Source organism: Verrucomicrobiia bacterium, from assembly GCA_019634635.1.
GTDB lineage: Bacteria > Verrucomicrobiota > Verrucomicrobiia > Limisphaerales > UBA9464 > UBA9464.
Map to the genome: position 1 here is coordinate 1 of JAHCBB010000020.1, position 18,437 is coordinate 18,437.

Here is an 18,437-nt window from a genome sequence, read left to right on the forward strand (position 1 = left end):
TCCCGCACGTCCGTGACTCCTTCCGCTGCGCGTGTTGAGGGGCTGCGGGGATCGTGGGGAGGCTCTGCCGCCTGGCACTTCCCGCGTTCCCGATCGCTTGTGCACGAACGCAGCGGAATCGAAGTGGGTCGCGGTGGAACACGCCCCTACCAAGGGAAGGCGAGATAATCGCACTCGCTGAGCGGATCATTCTCCCCTCGTTCTTTGCCAGAAGCGGATGGCTCCCAGAGCGGCGACAGCCAGGGCGGCCAGGGCATAACCGCTGAAGGGACCGATGAGATTCGGGGTGTCGCGGAGGAATTCGTGGGCGAACCGGAACAGTCCGTAGGCGATGAGATAGAGATGGAACAGGTTCCCCGGGAACTGTCCCCGGCGCCGCAGAACCGCGAGCACCACCAGGGCGGCAACGTTGAATCCGAATTCGACCGGAACCGCCGGCCAGCGGACGATGCCGTGCGCGTCCGGAAGCGTCCACCAGCGTGGGGAGTCGCACACCCGGCCCGGGCAGCATCCGTTCAGCCAGCATCCGAGACGCCCCAACGCGAGGCCCAACGGCACGATCACGGCGAATCGGTCCCCGGTGGCGCCCGGGTATCCGAGCCGCTGCTTGGCCAACTCCACCGCCGCATAGCCCCCGAGCAGCGCACCCAGCACCGACTTGCCCGCCGCCAGCCGCTGCCAGGCGTCGGGATGTCCCCAATCACGCCAGCCCTCGGCAATCAGATACATCCCCTTGGCCCCGACAAAGGCGCCCAGCAGGGCGGCCAGCCAGATCCAAAGCAGCCGGCGGTCGCGCCGCGCCAGGCGGATCCAGAACACCAGGCTCACCGCAAGGCCGGCCAGGAGCAGCCCGCTGTAGTACGGCGGCTGGGATGCCGCCACGCCGGGGGCGGGCGGGCTCACGGCGCCGGACGGGTGTCGGGGAAGCCGGAATAGTACCGGCAGAACGAGTCGAGCCGTCCGTCCGGTCGGATCACATGAGTGCAGCAGCGGTCAATGCGGTCCTGATCCCAGGTCCAGGCGTCCATGAATGGCTTGACCAGGATGCGGAACGCCACGCTGGCCTTCAGTTCCAGCTGGTGCAACAGGGCGCCGAGCGGCTCGGTCTCACAGCCGCAGCGCACCAGATCCTCCAGGCGGTAGTTCAACTTGTCCTTCAGGAATCCCTGAAGTTCCGAGAAATTCAGGAACTCGCTCACCGAATGCACCCGGCCACCGAGGCGCAGCAGGTAGCCGATGGTGGCACAATTGGGATCCCCGCAGGGCAATGGCGTGAAGTCCTCGAATTGAAGCCGGTCCGCGCTCTGGTCCACGGCGGCGCGCAGCACATCCGCAACGTTGAGGCTCCGGGGAACACAGCCGGCGGGGGTTCCGGATGGCAGGCGGCCGCTCTGGAACAAGGGCTGGAAACTGATGCCGTGCACGTGCGGACGCTCCAATCCGAAAGCGATGGCCTCCCACAGGTGTCCGAGGTTTTCAGGCGTCACGGTGAAGGCGAGGGTGACCGGCAGGCCGATCCGCCCGCAGACCTCCAGCGCCTCCTCGCGGACGGACCTCAGATCTGCGCCGCGCAAACGCCGCTGACCGGCGGCCTGCACGCCGTCAAATTGGAGGTACAACTGCAGCCCCTTCCGCGCCGCGGCCCGTGCGAGGTGCGCGGCAAACTCCGGATCCTGCGCGAGCCGCACGCCGTTGGTGTTGATCAGGACAAAATCAATCCGGTCGTGTCCCTGGGCCCATTCGAGCAGCTCGAAGAACTGCGGATGCAGCGTCGGTTCGCCCCCGCTCAGTTGGAGGATCTCGATGCCTCCCTTCCGGGCGATCACGCCCTCGATGCGTCGCCGGAGGTCGGCCAACGGCACGGCGTCCACCGCCGGCCCGGCGCCAACCGGCGACGCCGCATAGCAGGTCGGGCAGGCCAGATTGCAGGAGTTCACGATCTCGATCAGCGCCAGGCAGGTGCTGAGCGACTCGAACGGTCCGTCCTGGCGTCCGGCGGCGTTGCGTCCGAGCGTCCCCCCGGCGTCGGACCCGCCGGCGGGGGTACAGCATCCCGTGGCGTCATTGCAGGCGTTTCCCCTGGCCATCCAGTAGAACCGGGCATCCGAGGCCAGCGTGGCCTCGAAGGCGCCATGCTGCGGACACGTCCGCCGCAAGACCACGCGTCCGGGAGCCACGCCCTCACGCCACACCTCGCCCGGCACGGCGTTGCGGCAAACTGGGCACCGGGTGGTCGTCCGCTTCAGCAGTTCCGTGCGCGGACGAAAGGCAAGGGTCGGCATGGCGGCGCCGTTTCCAGGTTCAGTGGAAATTGAACCTGGGATTGCCGACGGCGCATCCCGCGGCCGCCACCGATTCGCTGGCGATCAAGCAGCAGCCGAAGAACAGGCCGGACCAGAGCACCCGGGTGCCGGCGGACCTGCCCACGCGGATCCCCAGCACAATGCCCGAGATGAGCGCGCCAACCGGGGCGATGAGCAACGCGCCCACGGCGGCGGCATCGGCGTTGCCGGTGAGCCCGAGCAGCCCCGGCAGCAGAATCAGCCCCGTCGCCAGATACCAGGGCCACGGGGACCTCGCTGGAAGGCCCGGGTCCGGGGCTGGGGTTGGGGCTGGGGGCTGAGGCGAAGACGGCGGCAGCGGCGCAGGCTCGGGAGGTGTTCCGGTTGGATCCATGGCGGCGCGAGATCGCCGGAGTCCATCCGGAAACGGCGCCTCCAGCAACCGGGAACTCGCGCGCAGCGCGCCCCCGGTTCAGAATCCGGTTCCCCCAACGCCCGGCTGCAGGTAGAGTGCCGCCCGATGGCGTTTACCAAGCTGGGGCTGGCGGCCCCGATTGTCGAAGGGGTCCGGGCCATGGGCTACACCGATCCCACGCCGATCCAATTGCGGGCGATTCCGTTGATTCTGGAGGGCCGCGATGTGATCGGGAGCGCCCAGACCGGCACCGGCAAGACCGCCGCGTTCGCGCTGCCGATCCTTTCCCGCCTGGGCGCCCACGCCGCCGCCGGCCCGCGCGTGCTGGTGCTGGAGCCCACCCGGGAGCTCGCCGCCCAGGTGGAGACTTCGTTTCGGGACCTGTCGCGCTTCACCGACCTGCAGATCGGCCTGGTCTATGGCGGCGTCGGCTACGGGGCGCAGACCGATGACCTGCGCCGCGGCATTGATGTGCTGGTCGCCACCCCCGGGCGCCTGCTGGACCACATGCAGCGGGGCGCCGCCCGGTTGGACCGCGTCGAGTACCTCGTCCTCGACGAGGCGGACCGCATGCTGGACATGGGGTTCCTCCCGGACGTGCGCCGGATCGTCGAGCGCGTCCCGAAAACCCGCCAGACCTGCCTGTTTTCAGCAACCGTCCCCCCGGATATCGCCTCGCTGATCCGCTGGGCCATGCGCGAGCCCGAGGTGGTGGAGATCGGTTCCCGCCGGTCCCCTGCGGAGACCGTCAAGCACGTCATCTACCCGGTCGAGGACGAGCAGAAGTCCGAGCTCCTCCTTTCCCTGCTCGACCAGATGAACTGGGATTCGGTGATCATCTTCTGCCGCACCCGGCATCGGGCCGACCGGATCGGCACCTTCCTGCGCAAGCACAACCATGCGGTCGCCATCCTGCACTCCGACCGCACCCAGCGGGAGCGCGAGGACGCCCTGAAAGGATTCCGGGACGGCCGCTTCGACGTGCTGGTCGCGACCGACATCGCCGCACGCGGACTCGACGTCGCCGATGTGAGCCATGTGATCAATTACGATGTCCCGACCCACCCCGAGGACTACGTGCATCGCATCGGCCGCACCGGCCGCGCCAATACCACCGGCGATGCCTTCACCCTCATGTGCGTCGCCGACCGCCGGCATGTCGCCGACATCGAACGGTTCATCGGACGCCGGATCGAGCAGACGATGCTGGACGGCTTTGCCTACGAGAAATCCGTGCTCTTCACCGAGGCCGGCAAACCGCGGCCCACGAAAAAGGTGCTTGGGGTGTTCAACCGGAGCGGACGCACATTCCGTCCCAAACGACGACGCTGAAGGGTCCCGTTGCCGGTCCGACGTTTCCGCGGCCGGCCCATTCCCGGCCTACCCGTCGGGTCCCGACTCGAGAACGGCGGCGACTTCGCTCACGTACTCGCTCTCCGGAAACTGCGTGCGGACCTGCGCCAGAAACTCCCGGGCCCGACCCCAGTCTCCGGCCAGGGCGTAGCAGGCCGCCGCGGTCACCCCAAGATGCTCGAAGAGCGCGGGGCGATCCGAGGCCGGTTCCCAAGAGGACAGTTTTTCCAGACACCCCTGCAGCGCCATCCCGACCGCATCCACGCCGCCCGGTTCCGTGGTCTCGCGCAATCGGAGCGTCAGATCAAAGGCGCGTGCCCGGAGGTCATCCGGGGCCAGGCGCAGGGTGGTGTCCACCTGTTCCCGGGCCGTGGCGGTCCTTCCCTCCCGATACGCCACCTTGGCCAGGATCAATCGGACCGTTGCCGAATTGGTGCGTTGCAGGGTGGACTCGAGGAACTGCGTCAATTCCTCCTCTCTCCCGGCTCCCCGCAACGCCGCTGCGCGGATCGCCCAAGCCTTTCGTCTCGTGGGTTGGAGTTCGAGGGCTCTCGCGGCGCTGACGGCCGCGGCGGCATGGTCCTCCAGCAGGACCAACTGGAGCGCCGCAACCGCCTCCCGGATGGCCGCCTCGCGCGCGAATTCCCGGGACGATGCGGCGAGCGCCTCCAGGGACGCGATGCCCTCCACGACGTCGTGGCGGGAGACCTCAACGAGACTTCCTGATTCCAGGCCGGACTCCATCCGGGTGCACAACGCCAGCACCCAGGTCCGCAGCGCGAGGATCCGGAAGTCGTCGGGGGCCACCTGGCGGGCTTTGCGAAGATCCGGCAGCACGTAACCGCGCATCACCGTCACGTCGAATCCCGGGGTGTCGCCGGCGATGTCCGTTTCCTCCCCGCCCAGCATGCCGAGCGAACGGAACCAGTGGAACAGCATGCGATCCACCCGCGCCTCCAGATTCTCCGGGGCGGATTCCACCGCCCGGTCCAAGGCCGCCCGCGCTTCCGGAATCGTTCTTCGGGCATCGGCCTGAAGCGCCTCGCGATGGGCCGGCGATGCCTCGCGGGGAATCGCCGCAGCTGCAAAGAGCGCCCGCTGGGTCAGCCAGCGCCCAAGCATTCGCTGGCAGAACGGATCCCCGGGCGCGCGGCTGGCCGCCAGGCGCAACAGTTGTTCGGCCTCGACGGCGTCCTCAGGGCTCACCACCCAACCCAGCCGGGCAAGCCGCTGCGGATCCTCGGGGTGAATGGCGACCGCATCACGACACCGCCGGATCGCCCGTTGCCGGGATTCAGATGCCGGCGCCGTCAGTCCCGCCTTCGACTGCAGGTCGGCGATGCGGTCGAGGAGCATCGCATCCGCCTCGTCCCCGCGGAGCAACCCTTCCAGGCGGCGTGCCTCGGCGGCGGGATCGGTCACCGGATCCCAGGCGTCCAGTCCCTGCCGGTTGTCCAGGCCGAACTCGACCTCGATCTGGATTTCCGGCATCCGCAAGAGCGCACGCAGGCGCATCCCCGCCTCCCCGGGGGCGGCCGCACGCAATGCCGCGACACCCAGCAGACCCGCCAGGACGGCGAGGAGCAACCGGCAGACCATGATTTGCGGCTACCAGAATCCGGACGGCCTGTCGAGCGGAGGGTCCAACCGCGCCCGCGGTGCAGTTGTCTGCGTTCACCGGGGTGCGACATGCGGGTGCCTGGAGAATCCGCTTTCATCAGCCGGGGGCCTTTTCCAACCTCCGCGTGCTGCAAATGAGTTCCCCATCGTTGAGCATTGCCGCCCTGGCTGGGGATGGCATCGGGCCGGAGGTGATGCGCGAGGCGCTGAAGGTCCTTCGCGCCGCGGCCGGGCGGTTTCATCTGACCCTACAGGTCACCGAGGCGCCGGTGGGCTGGGCGGGCATTGACGCCGCCGGAGACGCGCTGCCGCCCGACACCCTCGGGCTGTGCCGCCGTTCCGACGCCATCCTGTTCGGCTCCGTGGGCCTTCCCGACCGGGATCCCACCGTGCCGAAGGAGCAACGGCCCGAGCGCGCGGCCCTGCTGCGGCTGCGCAAGGAGTTCCGCCTGTTTGCCAATCTTCGGCCCGTCCGGCTCCCCCGGGAGCTGGCCCATGCCTGTCCGCTGCGTCCGGAGCGTCAGGGCGACGGCATTGACCTGCTGGTGGTGCGCGAGCTTACCGGGGGGCTGTACTTCGGTACCCCCAAGCACACGGAAGCGACCGGGACCGGCCAACGCGCCGTGGACACCATGGTGTACACGACCCCTGAGATTGAGCGCATCGCCCGGGTGGCGTTTGCCACCGCCCGGCAACGGCGCCGCAAGGTCACGAGCATTGACAAGGCGAACGTGCTCGAAAACGGCATCCTGTGGAGGGAGGTGGTGAGCCGCATCGCCGGGGAGTTTCCTGACGTCTGTCTCGAACACCTCTTCGTGGACAACGCGGCCATGCAATTGATCCTGCGGCCGACGCAGTTTGACGTGATGCTGTGCGAGAACCTCTTCGGCGACATTCTTTCCGATGAGGCCGCGGCGCTTGCGGGATCGCTGGGCATGTTGCCCAGCGCCAGCCTGGGTGACACGAGCGGCGGACGCGTGTTCGGTCTCTACGAGCCGGCTGGCGGCACTGCGCCCGACATCGCCGGCCGCGACCTGGCGAATCCAATCGCCCAGGTCCTTTCCGCCGCACTGATGCTCCGGCACAGCTTCGGACTCGATCCTGCCGCCCGGGCGATCGAAGCCGCCGTCCAGCAGGTCATCGCCTCCGGACTGCGCACCGGCGACATCCACAATCCGGCAGATCCCGGTGCCCGGCGGGTAGGCACGCGCGAGATGGGTGATGCCATCGCGGCTGCGGTCGCGACCGGTGGCGTCTGAGCCGGCACCGAAGGGTGCGCGCGGGGAGTCGCCACCAGGTTGGGTTGTCGTTTCGGGTACGGCGCGGCGGGAGCCTTGCCCCACCGGTGGCCCCGACCGAGGGGCAGGTCAATAGGTGTGGTAGGGACACGTTCCACCGAGTCCGTGACTTCTGCCGCCGGGCGTGTGGGGGACGTTGCGGGGAACGGGGGAAGCTCCAGCGGGGGGGCTTCCCGCGATCCCAGGAAGGTTCTTCCCGGGCGCAGCGGAGTTGAAGCGGAGCGACAGAGGGACAGGTCATCGGTGCCCACCGCTGATGGGCGAACCTCCGGCGAGCCGTGCGTGCGGGGAGTCGCCACAAGGTTGGGTTGTCGTTTCGGGTACGGCGCGGCGGGAGCCTTGCCCCACCGGTGGCCCCGACAGAGGGGCAGGTCAATAGGTGTGGTAGGGACACGTTCCACCGAGTCCGTGACTTCTGCCGCCGGGCGTGTGGGGACGTTGCGGGGAACGGGGGAAGCTCCACCGGGGGGGGGCTTCCCGCGATCCCAGGAAGGTTCTTCCCGGGCGCAGCGGAGTTGAAGCGGAGCGAGAGAGGGACAGGCCATCGGTGGCCACCGCTGATGGGCGAACCTCCGGCGAGCCGTGCGCGCGGGGAGTCGCCGCCAGGTTGGGTTTCGGCTTCGCGTACGGCGCGGCGGGAGCCTTGCCCCACCGGTGGCCCCGACAGAGGGGCAGGTCAATAGGTGTGGTAGGGACACGTTCCACCGAGTCCGTGACTTCTGCCGCCGGGCGTGTGGGGGACGTTGCGGGGAACGGGGGAAGCTCCAGCGGGGGGGGCTTCCCGCGATCCCAGGAAGGTTCTTCCCGGGCGCAGCGGAGTTGAAGTGGGTCGCGGTGGAACACGCCCCTACCAATGGGTGGGGACCTCACGCTTTCCGCAGGCGGTCGCGGAGTCCGGAGGCGCGGTGGGTGCGGCGGGCGATGGCCTTCTGGAGCAGGGATTCCGGCGCCCACAATTCCGCGCGGTGACGTGCACGCGTGAGGGCGGTGTACACCAGCTCGCGGGTCAGGATGGGTGCGTCGCGGTCCGGCAGCACGATCAGCACGGACTCAAATTCGGATCCCTGGCTCTTGTGAATCGTCAGGGCATGGGCGGTCTCGTGCGGAGGCAGGCGTGAAGGGGCAACGCAGCGCGGAATCCCCGACGGCCCGGAAAACCAGGCGCCCGGACGCCCGTCGGCACCGGGCAGGACGACCCCAAGATCGCCATTGAACAACGCCAGTTCGGGATCGTTGGTGGTGACCAGTATCGGGCGTCCGGCATACCAGGAGCCTGGCCCGATGCGCCCGGCATCGCGCAGAATGCCTTCCGCGAGCGCGTTCATGGCGGCCACGCCGTACGGCCCCATCCGTACCGCCGCGAGAATCCGGAACCGGTCGGCCGCGGCCAATGCCGCCGCCGGACCGCCCTGCCCGATGGCGGTGTCGAAGCCGTCCAGGACGATGGGCCTCAACGCCTCGGTAAGAGCCTCGCGATACGGAAGTGTCCGGTGACATGCGTGCCCCGGTGCGGACGCCTCTCGATCGTCCCCGGGCCTGAGGGCCTGCAGCGCCGCCACGGCGTCGCCCCTGTGGATCGCCTCGCTGGCGCGATGGATGGCGCTGTGGCGTCCGAACCGATGATTCTCGCGGAGCTCGACACAGCAGCCGTCCAGGGCACTGGCCGGCGTGTTCAGGATGGGCAACGGGCCACCGCCAGTGGTCTCAAAGGCCGCTGCAATCTCCCGGGGCCATCCCGTGCCGGTGGCGCCCGCGGCGAGGTCGGCAAGCACGCTGCCCGCCTCAACGGCGGCGAGCTGGTTGCGGTCGCCCAGGAGGATCAGCCGTGCAGTGGGTTGCAGCGCGGCCAGCAGCTTCGACATCAGAGCAAGGTCCACCATGCTGGCCTCGTCCACGACGACCACGTCGGCGGACAACGGATTCGCGGCATGCATCCGGGCATGGCCGGTGCCCGGCAGTATTTTCAGGAGCCGGTGCAGGGTTTGGGCTTCCGCGGCGAGGGCGGCGAGCGGGATCGCGTGGGTGCCTGCCGCGGCCTCGGCCGACGCGTTTCGGATCGTCTCCTGAAGGCGGGCCACCGCCTTGCCGGTGGGGGCGGTGATGGCGATGCGGGGCAGGGGAGTGCCGGTGGCCAGCAGCAACGACAGGGCACGGACCACGGTCCGGGTCTTGCCGGTTCCCGGGCCGCCCAGAATGACCGTGAGGCGGTGGCGCAACGCCAGCAGCGACGCGAGCCGCTGCAGGTCCGGTCCGGCTCCGCGTCGCGGCGGGAACAGGGCATCCAGAATTTCGCGAAGTTCCGGGGCGGGAGGGGTGTCGCCGATCGGGATCGGATCACCGGCCCGTTGCAGCAGCGCCCCGGCGAGGCGTTGCTCGTAGTCCCAGTATCGCCGCAGGTAGAGGCGACGGCCGTCCAAGATCAGCGGGCGGGCGTCGCCCGGCCCGCCAAGGACGGCGGGGGCACGCCGGAGCCGTTCGATCCACGGTTCGATGGGCGGCGGGGCCAGTTGAAATCCGGTGTCATTCGACAAGGTCGTCCCCTCGAGGGCGTCCAGATCAAGACAGACATGGCCCTCGTCGCGGCGCCGGCTCACCAGCGCGGCGGCCAGGCGCAGTTCCGGGGATGCCTCCCCGGCCAGGCGGACCATGAGGTCGGCGAACGCCGCATCGAGTCCAGCGAACGGCGGTGCGGCGAGCAGGGTGTCCACGGTAGAGGTCCTCATGGCAGGGCCTCCAGGAGCGTCGCGTCGAGCCGGTAAAGGAGTTCCCCTGCCGGGCGATCGGCAAAGACGCCGGATCCGGGGCTTCCCGGCGAGACCCCGCGGAAAAACACGTAGCGCACGCCGCCGAAGTCACGGTCGTAGTCGTAGCCCGGGATCCGGTTTCGGAGCAGACGGTGCAGGGCCAGCAGGTAGAGGTGGTATTGGAGGGCGTAGTGCTCCGAAAGCATGGCCTGTTCCAGACGCTCCGGCCGATAGGATTCCGGAGTGGCGCCCAGCCAGTTGGATTTCCAGTCCACCAGCCACCATCGCCCGGCGGCCCGGACGATCAGATCCACGAAGCCTCCCAGGATGCCGCGGATGTCGGGAAAGGTCAGTCGCTCCATCGAAGCGGCGAGACGGGGGCCAAGCACGCCGTGCGGTCCTCCGGCGAGGGCGGCGGCGATCGCCCGGGGCGATGCGTGCTTCAGCGGGAGCGCAAACTCCATTTCCCGAAGGCAATCCGCTGCCGGCACCCCGGCCAATGCAATGGCGTCAAACAGTGGCGCATTCGTCAGGACGTTCACGCGCGCCTCCAGCCGCGGGCCGATCGCCGCCGGGTCGAAGCCGTTGGCCTTGAGCCGTTCCTCGACCAGACACAACCGCGTCGCGGGATCCGGGGAGGTCGAATCCGGATCTTCCAGGATCTCGTGGAGACAGATGCCCGCGGCGATTCCACGAAATTCGGGCAGCAGTGAGGGGTCCGGCGTCTCCGGCACCGCAGGGTCGCCGGGCGACGCTTCGTCCGCATCCGCGCGATCCACTGCGACGCCGTGGACCAGCGCGCTAAAGCTCGCCGAACCCCAGTCCCGTCGAATCACGCCGTGGAAGGTTCTGGCTGAAGGCGCGGTCGGCCCGGCGTCGGGGGGCGTCCACGGCCGGTCGTCGGGCTCGGGGAGCGGGCGAACGCAGATCTGAGAGCTCTGAACCTGCTCCAGCACCGACCGAAGGGTGTCAGCGGGCAGGTCCTTGAGCGATGCACGGAGAGCCTCCAGGGCGCCGGTGGCATCAAGGCAGTCCGCGCCCGCCGGCGGATGGAGGAGCCAGCTCAGGGCGCGCTTTTCGACATCCTTGCCGAGGGACCAGACGACCACGCAGCGGTGACGGGCGCGGGTGAGGGCGACGTACAGCAGGCGCACATTCTCGGCGAACTGTTCTCCAGCCGCCGAACCGAGGTGCGCCTCCAGATCCGGTGTGCCCACGTCGTGGTGCAGTTGGTGGTCGTTCGCCGGATCGTGGAAAAGGGCGGTGGCACCCCGGTCGGAGACGGATCGCCCGGGGAAGGGACAGAACACCAACGGATATTCGAGGCCCTTGCTGCGATGGATGGTGACCAACTGGACGGCATCCGCGTCGCGCTCCAGGCGGAGCAGATTTTCCTCGGGACTGTTCCGCTGCTCCGCGGCCTGGGCGCGGTGGCGGGAAAGCCAGGTCGCGAGGGATCGAGGCGCTTCGAGTCCGCTGCTGGCGACCTCCTGAAGGCGTTCGCCAAGATGGAGGTAATTGGTGAGGCGCCGTTCGCCGTCGGGGCCCGCAAGCAGCCGGCGACGGGTGTCCCGTTCCCGCATCACCGTCTCGACGAGCGGCAGGACGCCCTGACGTCGCCAGGTATCACTCCATGCGGCAAGGCGCTCCCGCCACACCTCCCATGCGGTGCCCTCCTCCCGGGCGTTCGCCAGTTCCCGGGTGGCCACACCGGCAAGTTGCGTCATCAGCGCGGCCTTTCGTTGTGCATCGGAGGCTCCGTCAATCAGGCCTTCGAGCAGCACCTGCAGGTCGGCGGCTTCCCGCGTCGCGAAGACGCTCTCCTGGGTCTGGCGCACGCTGGGAATCCGCCGGAGGGCCAGCGCCGCGGCGATGGCCCGCGCCTCCGCATGCCGGTCCACCAGCACGGCAATGTCGCCCGGCGCGAGCCGGCGTGAGCCGATGCGGGTGTCCGCGGAAAGCATCCGGGCGATCGCTGACGCCGTGGCCGCGGCCAGGTGTCGCGCTCTGTCCTCCCCCCGGGTGATGCCCTGCTCCCGATCATCCCACCACCACAGCTCCAGCGCCGCCTCCGCCCGGCCCCCGATCGTCAACGGCTCCTCGTCGGCCCTGCCGGCTGCCGTCACCGGATGGAACCGGATTTCCGGAAGGACAAACGGGCACTCGTGCCGGCCGAAAAGGTGGTTGATCGCGGACACCAGGCAGGAGCTGGACCGCCAGTTCATCCCCAGCGTGAAGCAGCGGTCCGCGTGGTCCCGCGCCCGCAGGTAGGCGAACACGTCCGCCCCGCGGAAGCTGTAGATCGCCTGCTTGGGATCGCCGACCAGATACACGTGCATGTCGGGGGTCGCGAACGCCCGCTCGAAGATGTCCCATTGCAGCGGGTCGGTGTCCTGGAACTCGTCAATCAGGGCCGCCCCGTACCGGCGGCGCAGCGCATGGGCGAGGGCGGTGCCATCCGGACCGCGCAGCGCCGCCGCCACCTGGTGCAACAAGTCGTCGAATCCCATCAATCCCGCGCGCTCCTTCAGACGGGACAGCTCGCGCGGCGCGGTGGCGAGCAACTCGCAACGCCATGCGGCGCCGGAATTGCGCACGGCGGCCATGACCCGGGTGCATGCCTCGAAGAACGGATGGGACGGGACCGGTTGCCTGGATCTCTTGTAACTTTTGCCTTCGAGGGATTCCGCGGACAGCATCCCGATGGCGTCCAGGCCCGCGGGGGTCCCGAGGTCTTCGGACAACGCATCAAGCGCCGCCCAGAGGGGCTCCATCCTGGTGCTGTTGTTGTAGGGCGCGTTGCCCCAGGAGCCTCCCTCATTCCCGAAGTGTGCCGTGATGGCGTCGCGGTCGGTCCGCCAGAGGTCGAGTGCCCGGGACAGCGCGTCGTCCGCCGCCGACAACACAGCGTCCGGCAACTGCCCATCCGCCACAGGCAACACGCGGGGCTCCGCCTGGCCCAGGTGACGCCGGAGCAGGGCGGCGAGGGACTCCGGAGTGAGACCGGCATGGCACGCCATCAGGAGGCGGGTCGCGGGTTGTTCGTAGAACTGGCGGCGCCAGAAGTTGTCCGCCGCCTCCTGAATGAGGGCGTCCATGTCGGGCTCCAGCACGGCATCGAGGCGGGCTCGCGTCCTGAAGGGCTGTTCCCGCAGCACGCGCTGGCAGAAGCCATGGATGGTGAAGACCGCCGCGGCATCGAAACCCTCCAGCGCAAGTTCCAGTCGCTGCAACCGGCGGGCTTGATCCGATGCGGTGCCGGACAACAGGGCGGCCTCCAGCGTCGGATCGGATGAGGTCCCGGCGCGGAGCACCTGGCGGGCCTCGGTCAGGCGTCCGCGGATGCGCCCGCGCAGCTCGGCGGTGGCGGCCTCGGTGAATGTCACGACGAGGATGCGATCCACCCCGAGGTCGGTCTCCAGGAGGAGTCTCAAGTAAATGCCGGCCAGGGCGTAGGTTTTGCCCGTGCCGGCGCTCGCCTCCAGCAGGGTCACCCCCGGGATCAGCGGCGTGGTGGCCAGATCGAAGGGTTGGGGCGAGACCTTCATGACTTGCGCTTCTCCCACCGGGCCCAGATGGGCTCGAATACCCGCGCCGCCAGCGTGGCGAACTCGTCGTCCAACGGATGCGGCTGGAGGTGTCCGAAGCACCAATCGAAATGGGCATCGCTGGATTCGCCGGAAGCACCGCCATTTTCGCCTCCGGTCCATGCCTGCAGCGCGCGGTCCGGTCCGGAGGATCGCGTCTGGGAACCCTGGGGGCGCGTCAGCTCGCCGGCGGCCCTGGGAAAGAAGGGGAGCGGACGCCGGTCGCCGATGGCATACAGGGCGAGCAGGTCCGTCAGCCGTTCGATGGGATCTGAGGGCACGGACAGCTGATGGAGCTCCGGATCCTCCTGGTGGCAGGCGATCAGACGTCCGCGAAACATCCCGTCCTGCCAGCCGTGAGCGGCCAGGGCGAGCAGCCGCACCCAAAGTTCCAAAAGGTCGGCCGCCTTGAACGCCGCCGGTTTGAGTGTCAGCGGACCCACCGGAGTCAGGCCCCCGATGCGGCCTTGCAGTCGGACGTTGCCGATGGGAATCCCGATTGGGACCGGCGGCAGGGGTTGCCGCTCCTCCGGAGGGAGGACGGCAAACAGCTTCCCGGCAACGGCCTCAAGCTCCCTGGCGGTCATTGGGCCGGCGGGTCCGAGGGGAAGGTCCCCGTTGGCGAGCTGCCGCGCTTGAAGCGCCTGGGACGCGCCGCCCGCCTGCAGGCGATCCAGCCATTGCTGCTTCAACTGGAAGCCGGCGAGTCCGTCCAGGATGAATCGCTCCCGGTCCTCGACCACCGAACCCGCCCGGGGCAGGCGGAGGCCGAGGCGTTGTTCCAGGAAGTGCCTGGCCGGGTTCTTCAGGAACCGGACCAGGGCGTCCAATTCGACGACATCGGTCACGGCCTCGCGCGGCGGCAGGCCATCGGACGCGGCCGACCGCGCCATCGGCGGCTCGGGGGCGGGTTGCTGTGCGGCGGCAGCGGCCCTGGCGTTTTCTGCCGAGTAACTGAAAAGGCGCGGGTCTGCGTCGGAAGTGAAATAGACCCGACTGAAGGCCTGCAGGGGGTGGCGGACCACGATGGCATCGGTCACCCGGCCGGCACCGCCTTCCACCCGGTCGGCGAGGTGATCCAGAACCTCCGAGACGACCACTGAGGGCGGGATCGGTGTGTTGTCGTTCGGGGACTGTCCCAGGTAGCTGAGGTGCAGCCGGTCGCGTGCGGACAACAGCGTCTCGAGGAAGAGGTGGCGGTCGTCGGCTTCGCGGGCTTCATCCCCCGGTCGTGGATCGGCGGCGATGCGGTCGAACTCGGCGGGCACCGGACGGCGGGGAAAGGCGGCGTCGTTGAGGCCCAGCACCGCCAGGAACCGTGCGGGAATGCTGCGCAGCGGCTTGAGCGCCGCGAAGGTGATGCCGCCGCGCAGGAATCCGCCGGCGCTGCCTTCTTCTGCAAGCCAGACCTGGAGCTGGTCGCGCACGGCCGCGAACGGGACCTCGCTCGTCACCCCGGCCTCGGCCGCCACACGAGAGAGGCGCGAGAGGGTCTCCCGGATCCATCGGGCATCCTCAAGCTCGGCCGCATCCGGAAGGAGAAACGCGTCGAAGAGATGCATCAGCTCGCGCTCCCAACCCGAAAGCGGCAGCATACGGTCCCGGAGCTCCAGCCCCCGTTCCAGCGCGCCGACGAGCAGGGCCACGCCGGCGACGGTGTCCACGCCGTCCCCCTCGACGCCCGGAAAGGGACTGACGCCGGCGATCACCGCCTCGTCCCCATCGGCCATGGCCATGCCCAGCAGGAGGCGGTCCCGCGCGTGGCTCCACGTTCCCTGGGGGAGCGCCGGGAGCCCGAGACGCCGGCGGTGTCCGGCGTCCAGTCCCCATCCGGTGCCCAGCGCGACCAGCCACTGCTGCCAGCGGGCGAGATTTTCGGGACTCCATCCGAGCCGGCGCTGGACGGCGGCCACTTCGAGCAGCGGTTCAATCTCAGAGCGTCCGCAGCGGCCGTCGGGGAGGTGGAGCAGGCGGAGAAACGTTCCGACCAGCGGGCTTTGCGCGCGGGGCTCGCGATCGGCCACGGTGTAGGGGAGACGTCGGGATTCGGATTCCGGGGCGCCCAGCACGGCATGAATCAGCGGCGCGTACGCCTCGATGTCGGGAGTCAGCACCAGCACGTCACGGGGCTCCAGTGCCGGATCCCGGTCCATCGCGTCCAGGATCTGGTCGTAGAGCACTTCGAGCTCGCGACGCGGACTGTGGCAGGCGTGGATTCGGATCGAGGCATCCGCCGGGTGGATTGCCCGTGAGGACGCCAGCGGATCCGGGGCCCGCAGGTGGATCAAATCGGACTGGAGGGCGTGAAGCAGGGTGTCGTCGCCAGGATCGGTGAACGGCTCGTCGCCACCTCCGGCACCGAGATCGGTGAGCTGGCGATGGAAGGCCTGGGACTGACGTCCGAGCGATACCAGCAATCGGGGGCTGGTCTGCAGGTGCAACCCGTCGGCAGTGGCCGGGCCGGCGCCGGCCCGCCGAAGCTCTCGTCCGGCAGCATGTGGCGACACAAGATCGCCCCAGTACTCGCGGGTGGGCTGGAGCGTGTGGAGGATCACGGGCACCCGATGGGCAAGGGCGGCGAGGACCTGGAGATATGCGGGTGGCAGTGCGGCGATTCCGAAGAGGAACACCCGCCCGGGGAGGCCGGGCGGCACGCCGCCACGGAGACCCTCGGCCGTCGCCTGGAGCCACCGGGATTCCGGCCAGCCGTCCTCCGGACCGCGGACCTCGCGCCAGAGCGCCGGCTGCCAGTCCGGGTCCCTGCCGGAGTCCCAGCCGGCGATCAGGTCGGGACGGTACACGAGGTACTGGTCGAACAGGCCCGCGACCCGTCGGGCCAATTGGAAGCGGCGCAGGGGATCCGGACCTGCGTAACGCTCCGGAGCGGCGAATTCCGGGCGGTCCCGGAGGCAGACCAGGGCATCCCAGACGCGCCACGTCAGGGCGTCGGGTTCAAATCGGGGGTCCGGGCGGCATTCGGGAACCACCAGCAGCGCAAGCTCCCGGAGAAAGGCCTTGGGGAAGGGGAAGCGGATCCGGGCACACACGCCGAGGCGTCGGGCCAGTTCGAGTTGGAGCCAGCGGGCCATGCCCCGGCTTTGCACCACGAGGATTTCGGGAGCCATCGGATCCCCCTGCCGCGGGGACGACATCGCGGCGGCAAGCCGTTCGGCGAGATCCTCAAGCCGGTTGCTGCAGACGATTTCGATTTCGGAACCCACGACCGCGGGAGAATGCCTGCCGGGGGCGGACATTGGCAGTCCAAGTCGGTTGCCGCCGGCCCTTGTGGTGCGCTCAGGCCCCGGTCGCGCCGGCTCCGCAGGCGGCCGCGATTTGTCGCAGATAATCCCAGGAGTAGATCCCGGTGCCGTGGCCGTCGGCCCATGCGGGTTGGAGGCCATACCCCCCAACCGGGGCGATGCGGGCTAACTGGAAGGCATTGTCCGCATAGGGGCGCTCCGGGGGTTTGTAGGTCGTCCCAAAGATGTCCTTTTCACCCATGCAGGACGCACAGGGGCAGTAGCGCCGGAGCGCTTCAAACGGAATGAAGCTCTCCGACCCATCCGGCCACCGGATCGCCAGCTCCGATCCGAACGGCGTGACATCCACCGGTTGCATGCCCGCCATACTGGAGGAGGCAGCACCGGTGTCCACCTGGAAGCCGGATGAGAGAACGTTCTTGGAGGGTAAGGAGGGGAAACACCCGCTCGGACGGGTCCCGCAACACTCGGTTGCGGAAGGAGAATGACCCAGCCTAGTCCCCACCGTGGCTGTGCGGTCATCCGGACTGGCTGTTGGAGCTGTCGCCAGTCGCCCGAAGAATTGATGTTCCCCCTCCGAAAGGATCACCCGGAAGTCCGGTGCGGCGCGTGCGGCTCCCGGTTACCCAAGCACACCCAAGGAGGTTGTTTGAAATTCGGCTCGAAACGGAAACGTGCAGGGTTGGGTTCGGACGACCCGTGCCCGCGGAACGCCCGCGGTGCACTTGCCATCGTGATTCAGTGGATGGGGAACCCTGAACCGAATCGAATCCGGCACGCAAGATGGTTTACATGTGGAATCGCATTGTGCGTGGGTGCCGTGTCTGATCCGCATCCCGTCAGGCGTCCTGACTTCAGGGCGCCGAGGGGTGGGGAAACCGGCGTCCCGCCGCGAAACCCGGGCGTTCAGCGCGCAAAGCCGGTCAGCATTTGCAGGAGTTCGGTTGTGTGCTGCTGGAGCTCCGGGGTCCAGTCCGTGCCGGACTCGGCGGCAATGGCCACGGCGGGGAATTCCTCCATCAACCGTCGGGCCTCCTCCTGGATGCGGCTGCGGTAGGGTTCCTCCAGGGCGTCAAAGGCCGGCAGGAACGTGCCGACGCGGGATGCGAGCCGGTCGAGGTCCGCGGCCGCCTCCGCGGGAGTGAGCGCGCCGGCCTGGAACTTCTCCAGGACCACCATGGACTGCAGATAGGCGGCCTCGAGCGCCTCCTCGACCCGGTAACCGCCGATGGCAAAGGTGCCCAGCTGGACCACGGTTTCCCGGGTCAGCGACTTGAGTTCGCGGCTGACATCGGGACGGCCCGCCACGCGGCCGGCGGCCGCAACGAGGGCGGCGTAATCCTTCTGGGCGGCACGCGTCACCGGCTCGCGGTCGGCCTCGGACAGCGCTTCAAACGCGGCCTGGGCCGGGGGCAGTGCGCCGGCCACCTCGTTGAGGTGCATCACCACCTCGGCGTCCGGGGCTCCTGCCGCCGCCGCGTTCAGCACTTTCAGGGTGTGTTCGTAAAGCTCCGCGACCTCCTCCGGCAGGCTGAGGGGAGCCGGTGCCGGTGCCGGCGCAGATCCGGATGCCGGCATGGTGACCGGTGCAGCCTCGCGGGCGGGAGAAGGACGGCGTAACAGCAGGTAACTGGCGGGAACGGCGACCAGTCCGCCGACGACGAAGGCGGCAACCAGGCGCGGCCAGGCCGGGCGGGGTTTCGAGGAGGTGTCGGACGGCATAGAGGATCGGATCGGTTTCATGCGCAGGTCGTGGCGGCAATCGGAAACGCGGCGAAGTCGCGTGCCGGTGCAAGCCACCGGGGCGGGGACCGTTTTTCGACGGCGCCCGGTTTCCCCGGAGGGATCGCGTTCGGCGGGTTCCCGTTCCCGGAGCTT

The 18,437-nt window shown here is 69.0% G+C and carries 11 protein-coding genes; 2 read left to right on the forward strand and 9 right to left on the reverse strand.

Annotated elements, in window-relative coordinates:
* Nucleotides 1-186 precede the first annotated feature (186 nt).
* Genes KF791_13600 through KF791_13610 form a run of 3 tightly spaced genes read right to left on the reverse strand, consistent with a single transcriptional unit; the run spans nt 187 to nt 2,676 of the window.
* The gene (locus KF791_13600) at nt 187-849 is read right to left on the reverse strand and encodes a prolipoprotein diacylglyceryl transferase (protein ID MBX3733616.1); all 663 of its coding nucleotides are present in this window, start codon (nt 847-849) and stop codon (nt 187-189) included.
* Nucleotides 850-899: 50 nt separating this feature from the next.
* Nucleotides 900-2,282 (reverse strand): radical SAM protein, encoded by a 1,383-nt coding sequence (locus KF791_13605; GenBank protein ID MBX3733617.1) that lies wholly within the window; start codon nt 2,280-2,282, stop codon nt 900-902.
* A 19-nt stretch (nt 2,283-2,301) separates the two neighbouring features.
* The gene (locus KF791_13610) at nt 2,302-2,676 is read right to left on the reverse strand and encodes a hypothetical protein (GenBank protein MBX3733618.1); all 375 of its coding nucleotides are present in this window, start codon (nt 2,674-2,676) and stop codon (nt 2,302-2,304) included.
* Nucleotides 2,677-2,802: 126 nt separating this feature from the next.
* Here KF791_13610 and KF791_13615 point away from each other — a divergent pair, with 126 nt between their 5' ends.
* Nucleotides 2,803-4,029 carry a DEAD/DEAH box helicase gene (locus tag KF791_13615; GenBank protein ID MBX3733619.1) on the forward strand — a complete coding sequence of 409 codons (1,227 nt, stop codon included), beginning with the start codon at nt 2,803-2,805 and terminating at the stop codon, nt 4,027-4,029.
* A 48-nt stretch (nt 4,030-4,077) separates the two neighbouring features.
* Here the strand turns inward: KF791_13615 and KF791_13620 are convergent, their stop codons facing one another.
* Nucleotides 4,078-5,649, reverse strand: coding sequence for a hypothetical protein (locus KF791_13620; GenBank protein MBX3733620.1), 1,572 nt, complete (start codon nt 5,647-5,649; stop codon nt 4,078-4,080).
* A gap of 155 nt (nt 5,650-5,804) precedes the next feature.
* On the opposite strand from KF791_13620, the gene leuB reads away from it, so the two are divergent.
* Entirely contained in the window at nt 5,805-6,929 is a 1,125-nt protein-coding gene (gene leuB, locus KF791_13625) for a 3-isopropylmalate dehydrogenase (protein MBX3733621.1), read from the forward strand.
* A 905-nt stretch (nt 6,930-7,834) separates the two neighbouring features.
* On the opposite strand, the gene recD is transcribed toward leuB, so the two are convergent.
* The 5 genes from recD to KF791_13650 all read right to left on the reverse strand — a co-directional run bounded on the left by recD (nt 7,835) and on the right by KF791_13650 (nt 18,281).
* Nucleotides 7,835-9,691 (reverse strand): exodeoxyribonuclease V subunit alpha, encoded by a 1,857-nt coding sequence (gene recD / locus KF791_13630; GenBank protein MBX3733622.1) that lies wholly within the window; start codon nt 9,689-9,691, stop codon nt 7,835-7,837.
* Nucleotides 9,688-13,260 (reverse strand): exodeoxyribonuclease V subunit beta, encoded by a 3,573-nt coding sequence (recB, locus tag KF791_13635; GenBank protein MBX3733623.1) that lies wholly within the window; start codon nt 13,258-13,260, stop codon nt 9,688-9,690. The genes recD and recB overlap by 4 nt, the downstream gene beginning before the upstream one ends.
* Complete coding sequence (recC, locus tag KF791_13640; GenBank protein ID MBX3733624.1) at nt 13,257-16,520, reverse strand: exodeoxyribonuclease V subunit gamma; 3,264 nt, start codon at nt 16,518-16,520, stop codon at nt 13,257-13,259. The genes recB and recC overlap by 4 nt, the downstream gene beginning before the upstream one ends.
* Nucleotides 16,521-16,593: 73 nt before the next feature.
* On the reverse strand, nt 16,594-16,917 hold the full coding sequence (locus KF791_13645) for a DUF971 domain-containing protein (protein MBX3733625.1): 324 nt from the start codon (nt 16,915-16,917) through the stop codon (nt 16,594-16,596).
* 548 nt (nt 16,918-17,465) lie between these two features.
* Nucleotides 17,466-18,281, reverse strand: a complete 816-nt coding sequence (locus tag KF791_13650; protein MBX3733626.1) for a hypothetical protein — start codon at nt 18,279-18,281, stop codon at nt 17,466-17,468.
* Nucleotides 18,282-18,437 lie beyond the last annotated feature (156 nt).

What these genes read in the sequence shown, in the direction of transcription:
- KF791_13615 (MBX3733619.1), top strand. Translation starts at nt 2,803, where the DNA reads ATGGCGTTTACCAAGCTGGGGCTGGCGGCCCCGATTGTCGAAGGGGTC.
- recD (MBX3733622.1), bottom strand. Translation starts at nt 9,691, where the DNA reads ATGAGGACCTCTACCGTGGACACCCTGCTCGCCGCACCGCCGTTCGCT.
- KF791_13605 (MBX3733617.1), bottom strand. Translation starts at nt 2,282, where the DNA reads ATGCCGACCCTTGCCTTTCGTCCGCGCACGGAACTGCTGAAGCGGACG.
- leuB (MBX3733621.1), top strand. Translation starts at nt 5,805, where the DNA reads ATGAGTTCCCCATCGTTGAGCATTGCCGCCCTGGCTGGGGATGGCATC.
- KF791_13650 (MBX3733626.1), bottom strand. Translation starts at nt 18,281, where the DNA reads ATGCCGTCCGACACCTCCTCGAAACCCCGCCCGGCCTGGCCGCGCCTG.
- recB (MBX3733623.1), bottom strand. Translation starts at nt 13,260, where the DNA reads ATGAAGGTCTCGCCCCAACCCTTCGATCTGGCCACCACGCCGCTGATC.
- KF791_13610 (MBX3733618.1), bottom strand. Translation starts at nt 2,676, where the DNA reads ATGGATCCAACCGGAACACCTCCCGAGCCTGCGCCGCTGCCGCCGTCT.
- KF791_13645 (MBX3733625.1), bottom strand. Translation starts at nt 16,917, where the DNA reads ATGCAACCGGTGGATGTCACGCCGTTCGGATCGGAGCTGGCGATCCGG.
- KF791_13620 (MBX3733620.1), bottom strand. Translation starts at nt 5,649, where the DNA reads ATGGTCTGCCGGTTGCTCCTCGCCGTCCTGGCGGGTCTGCTGGGTGTC.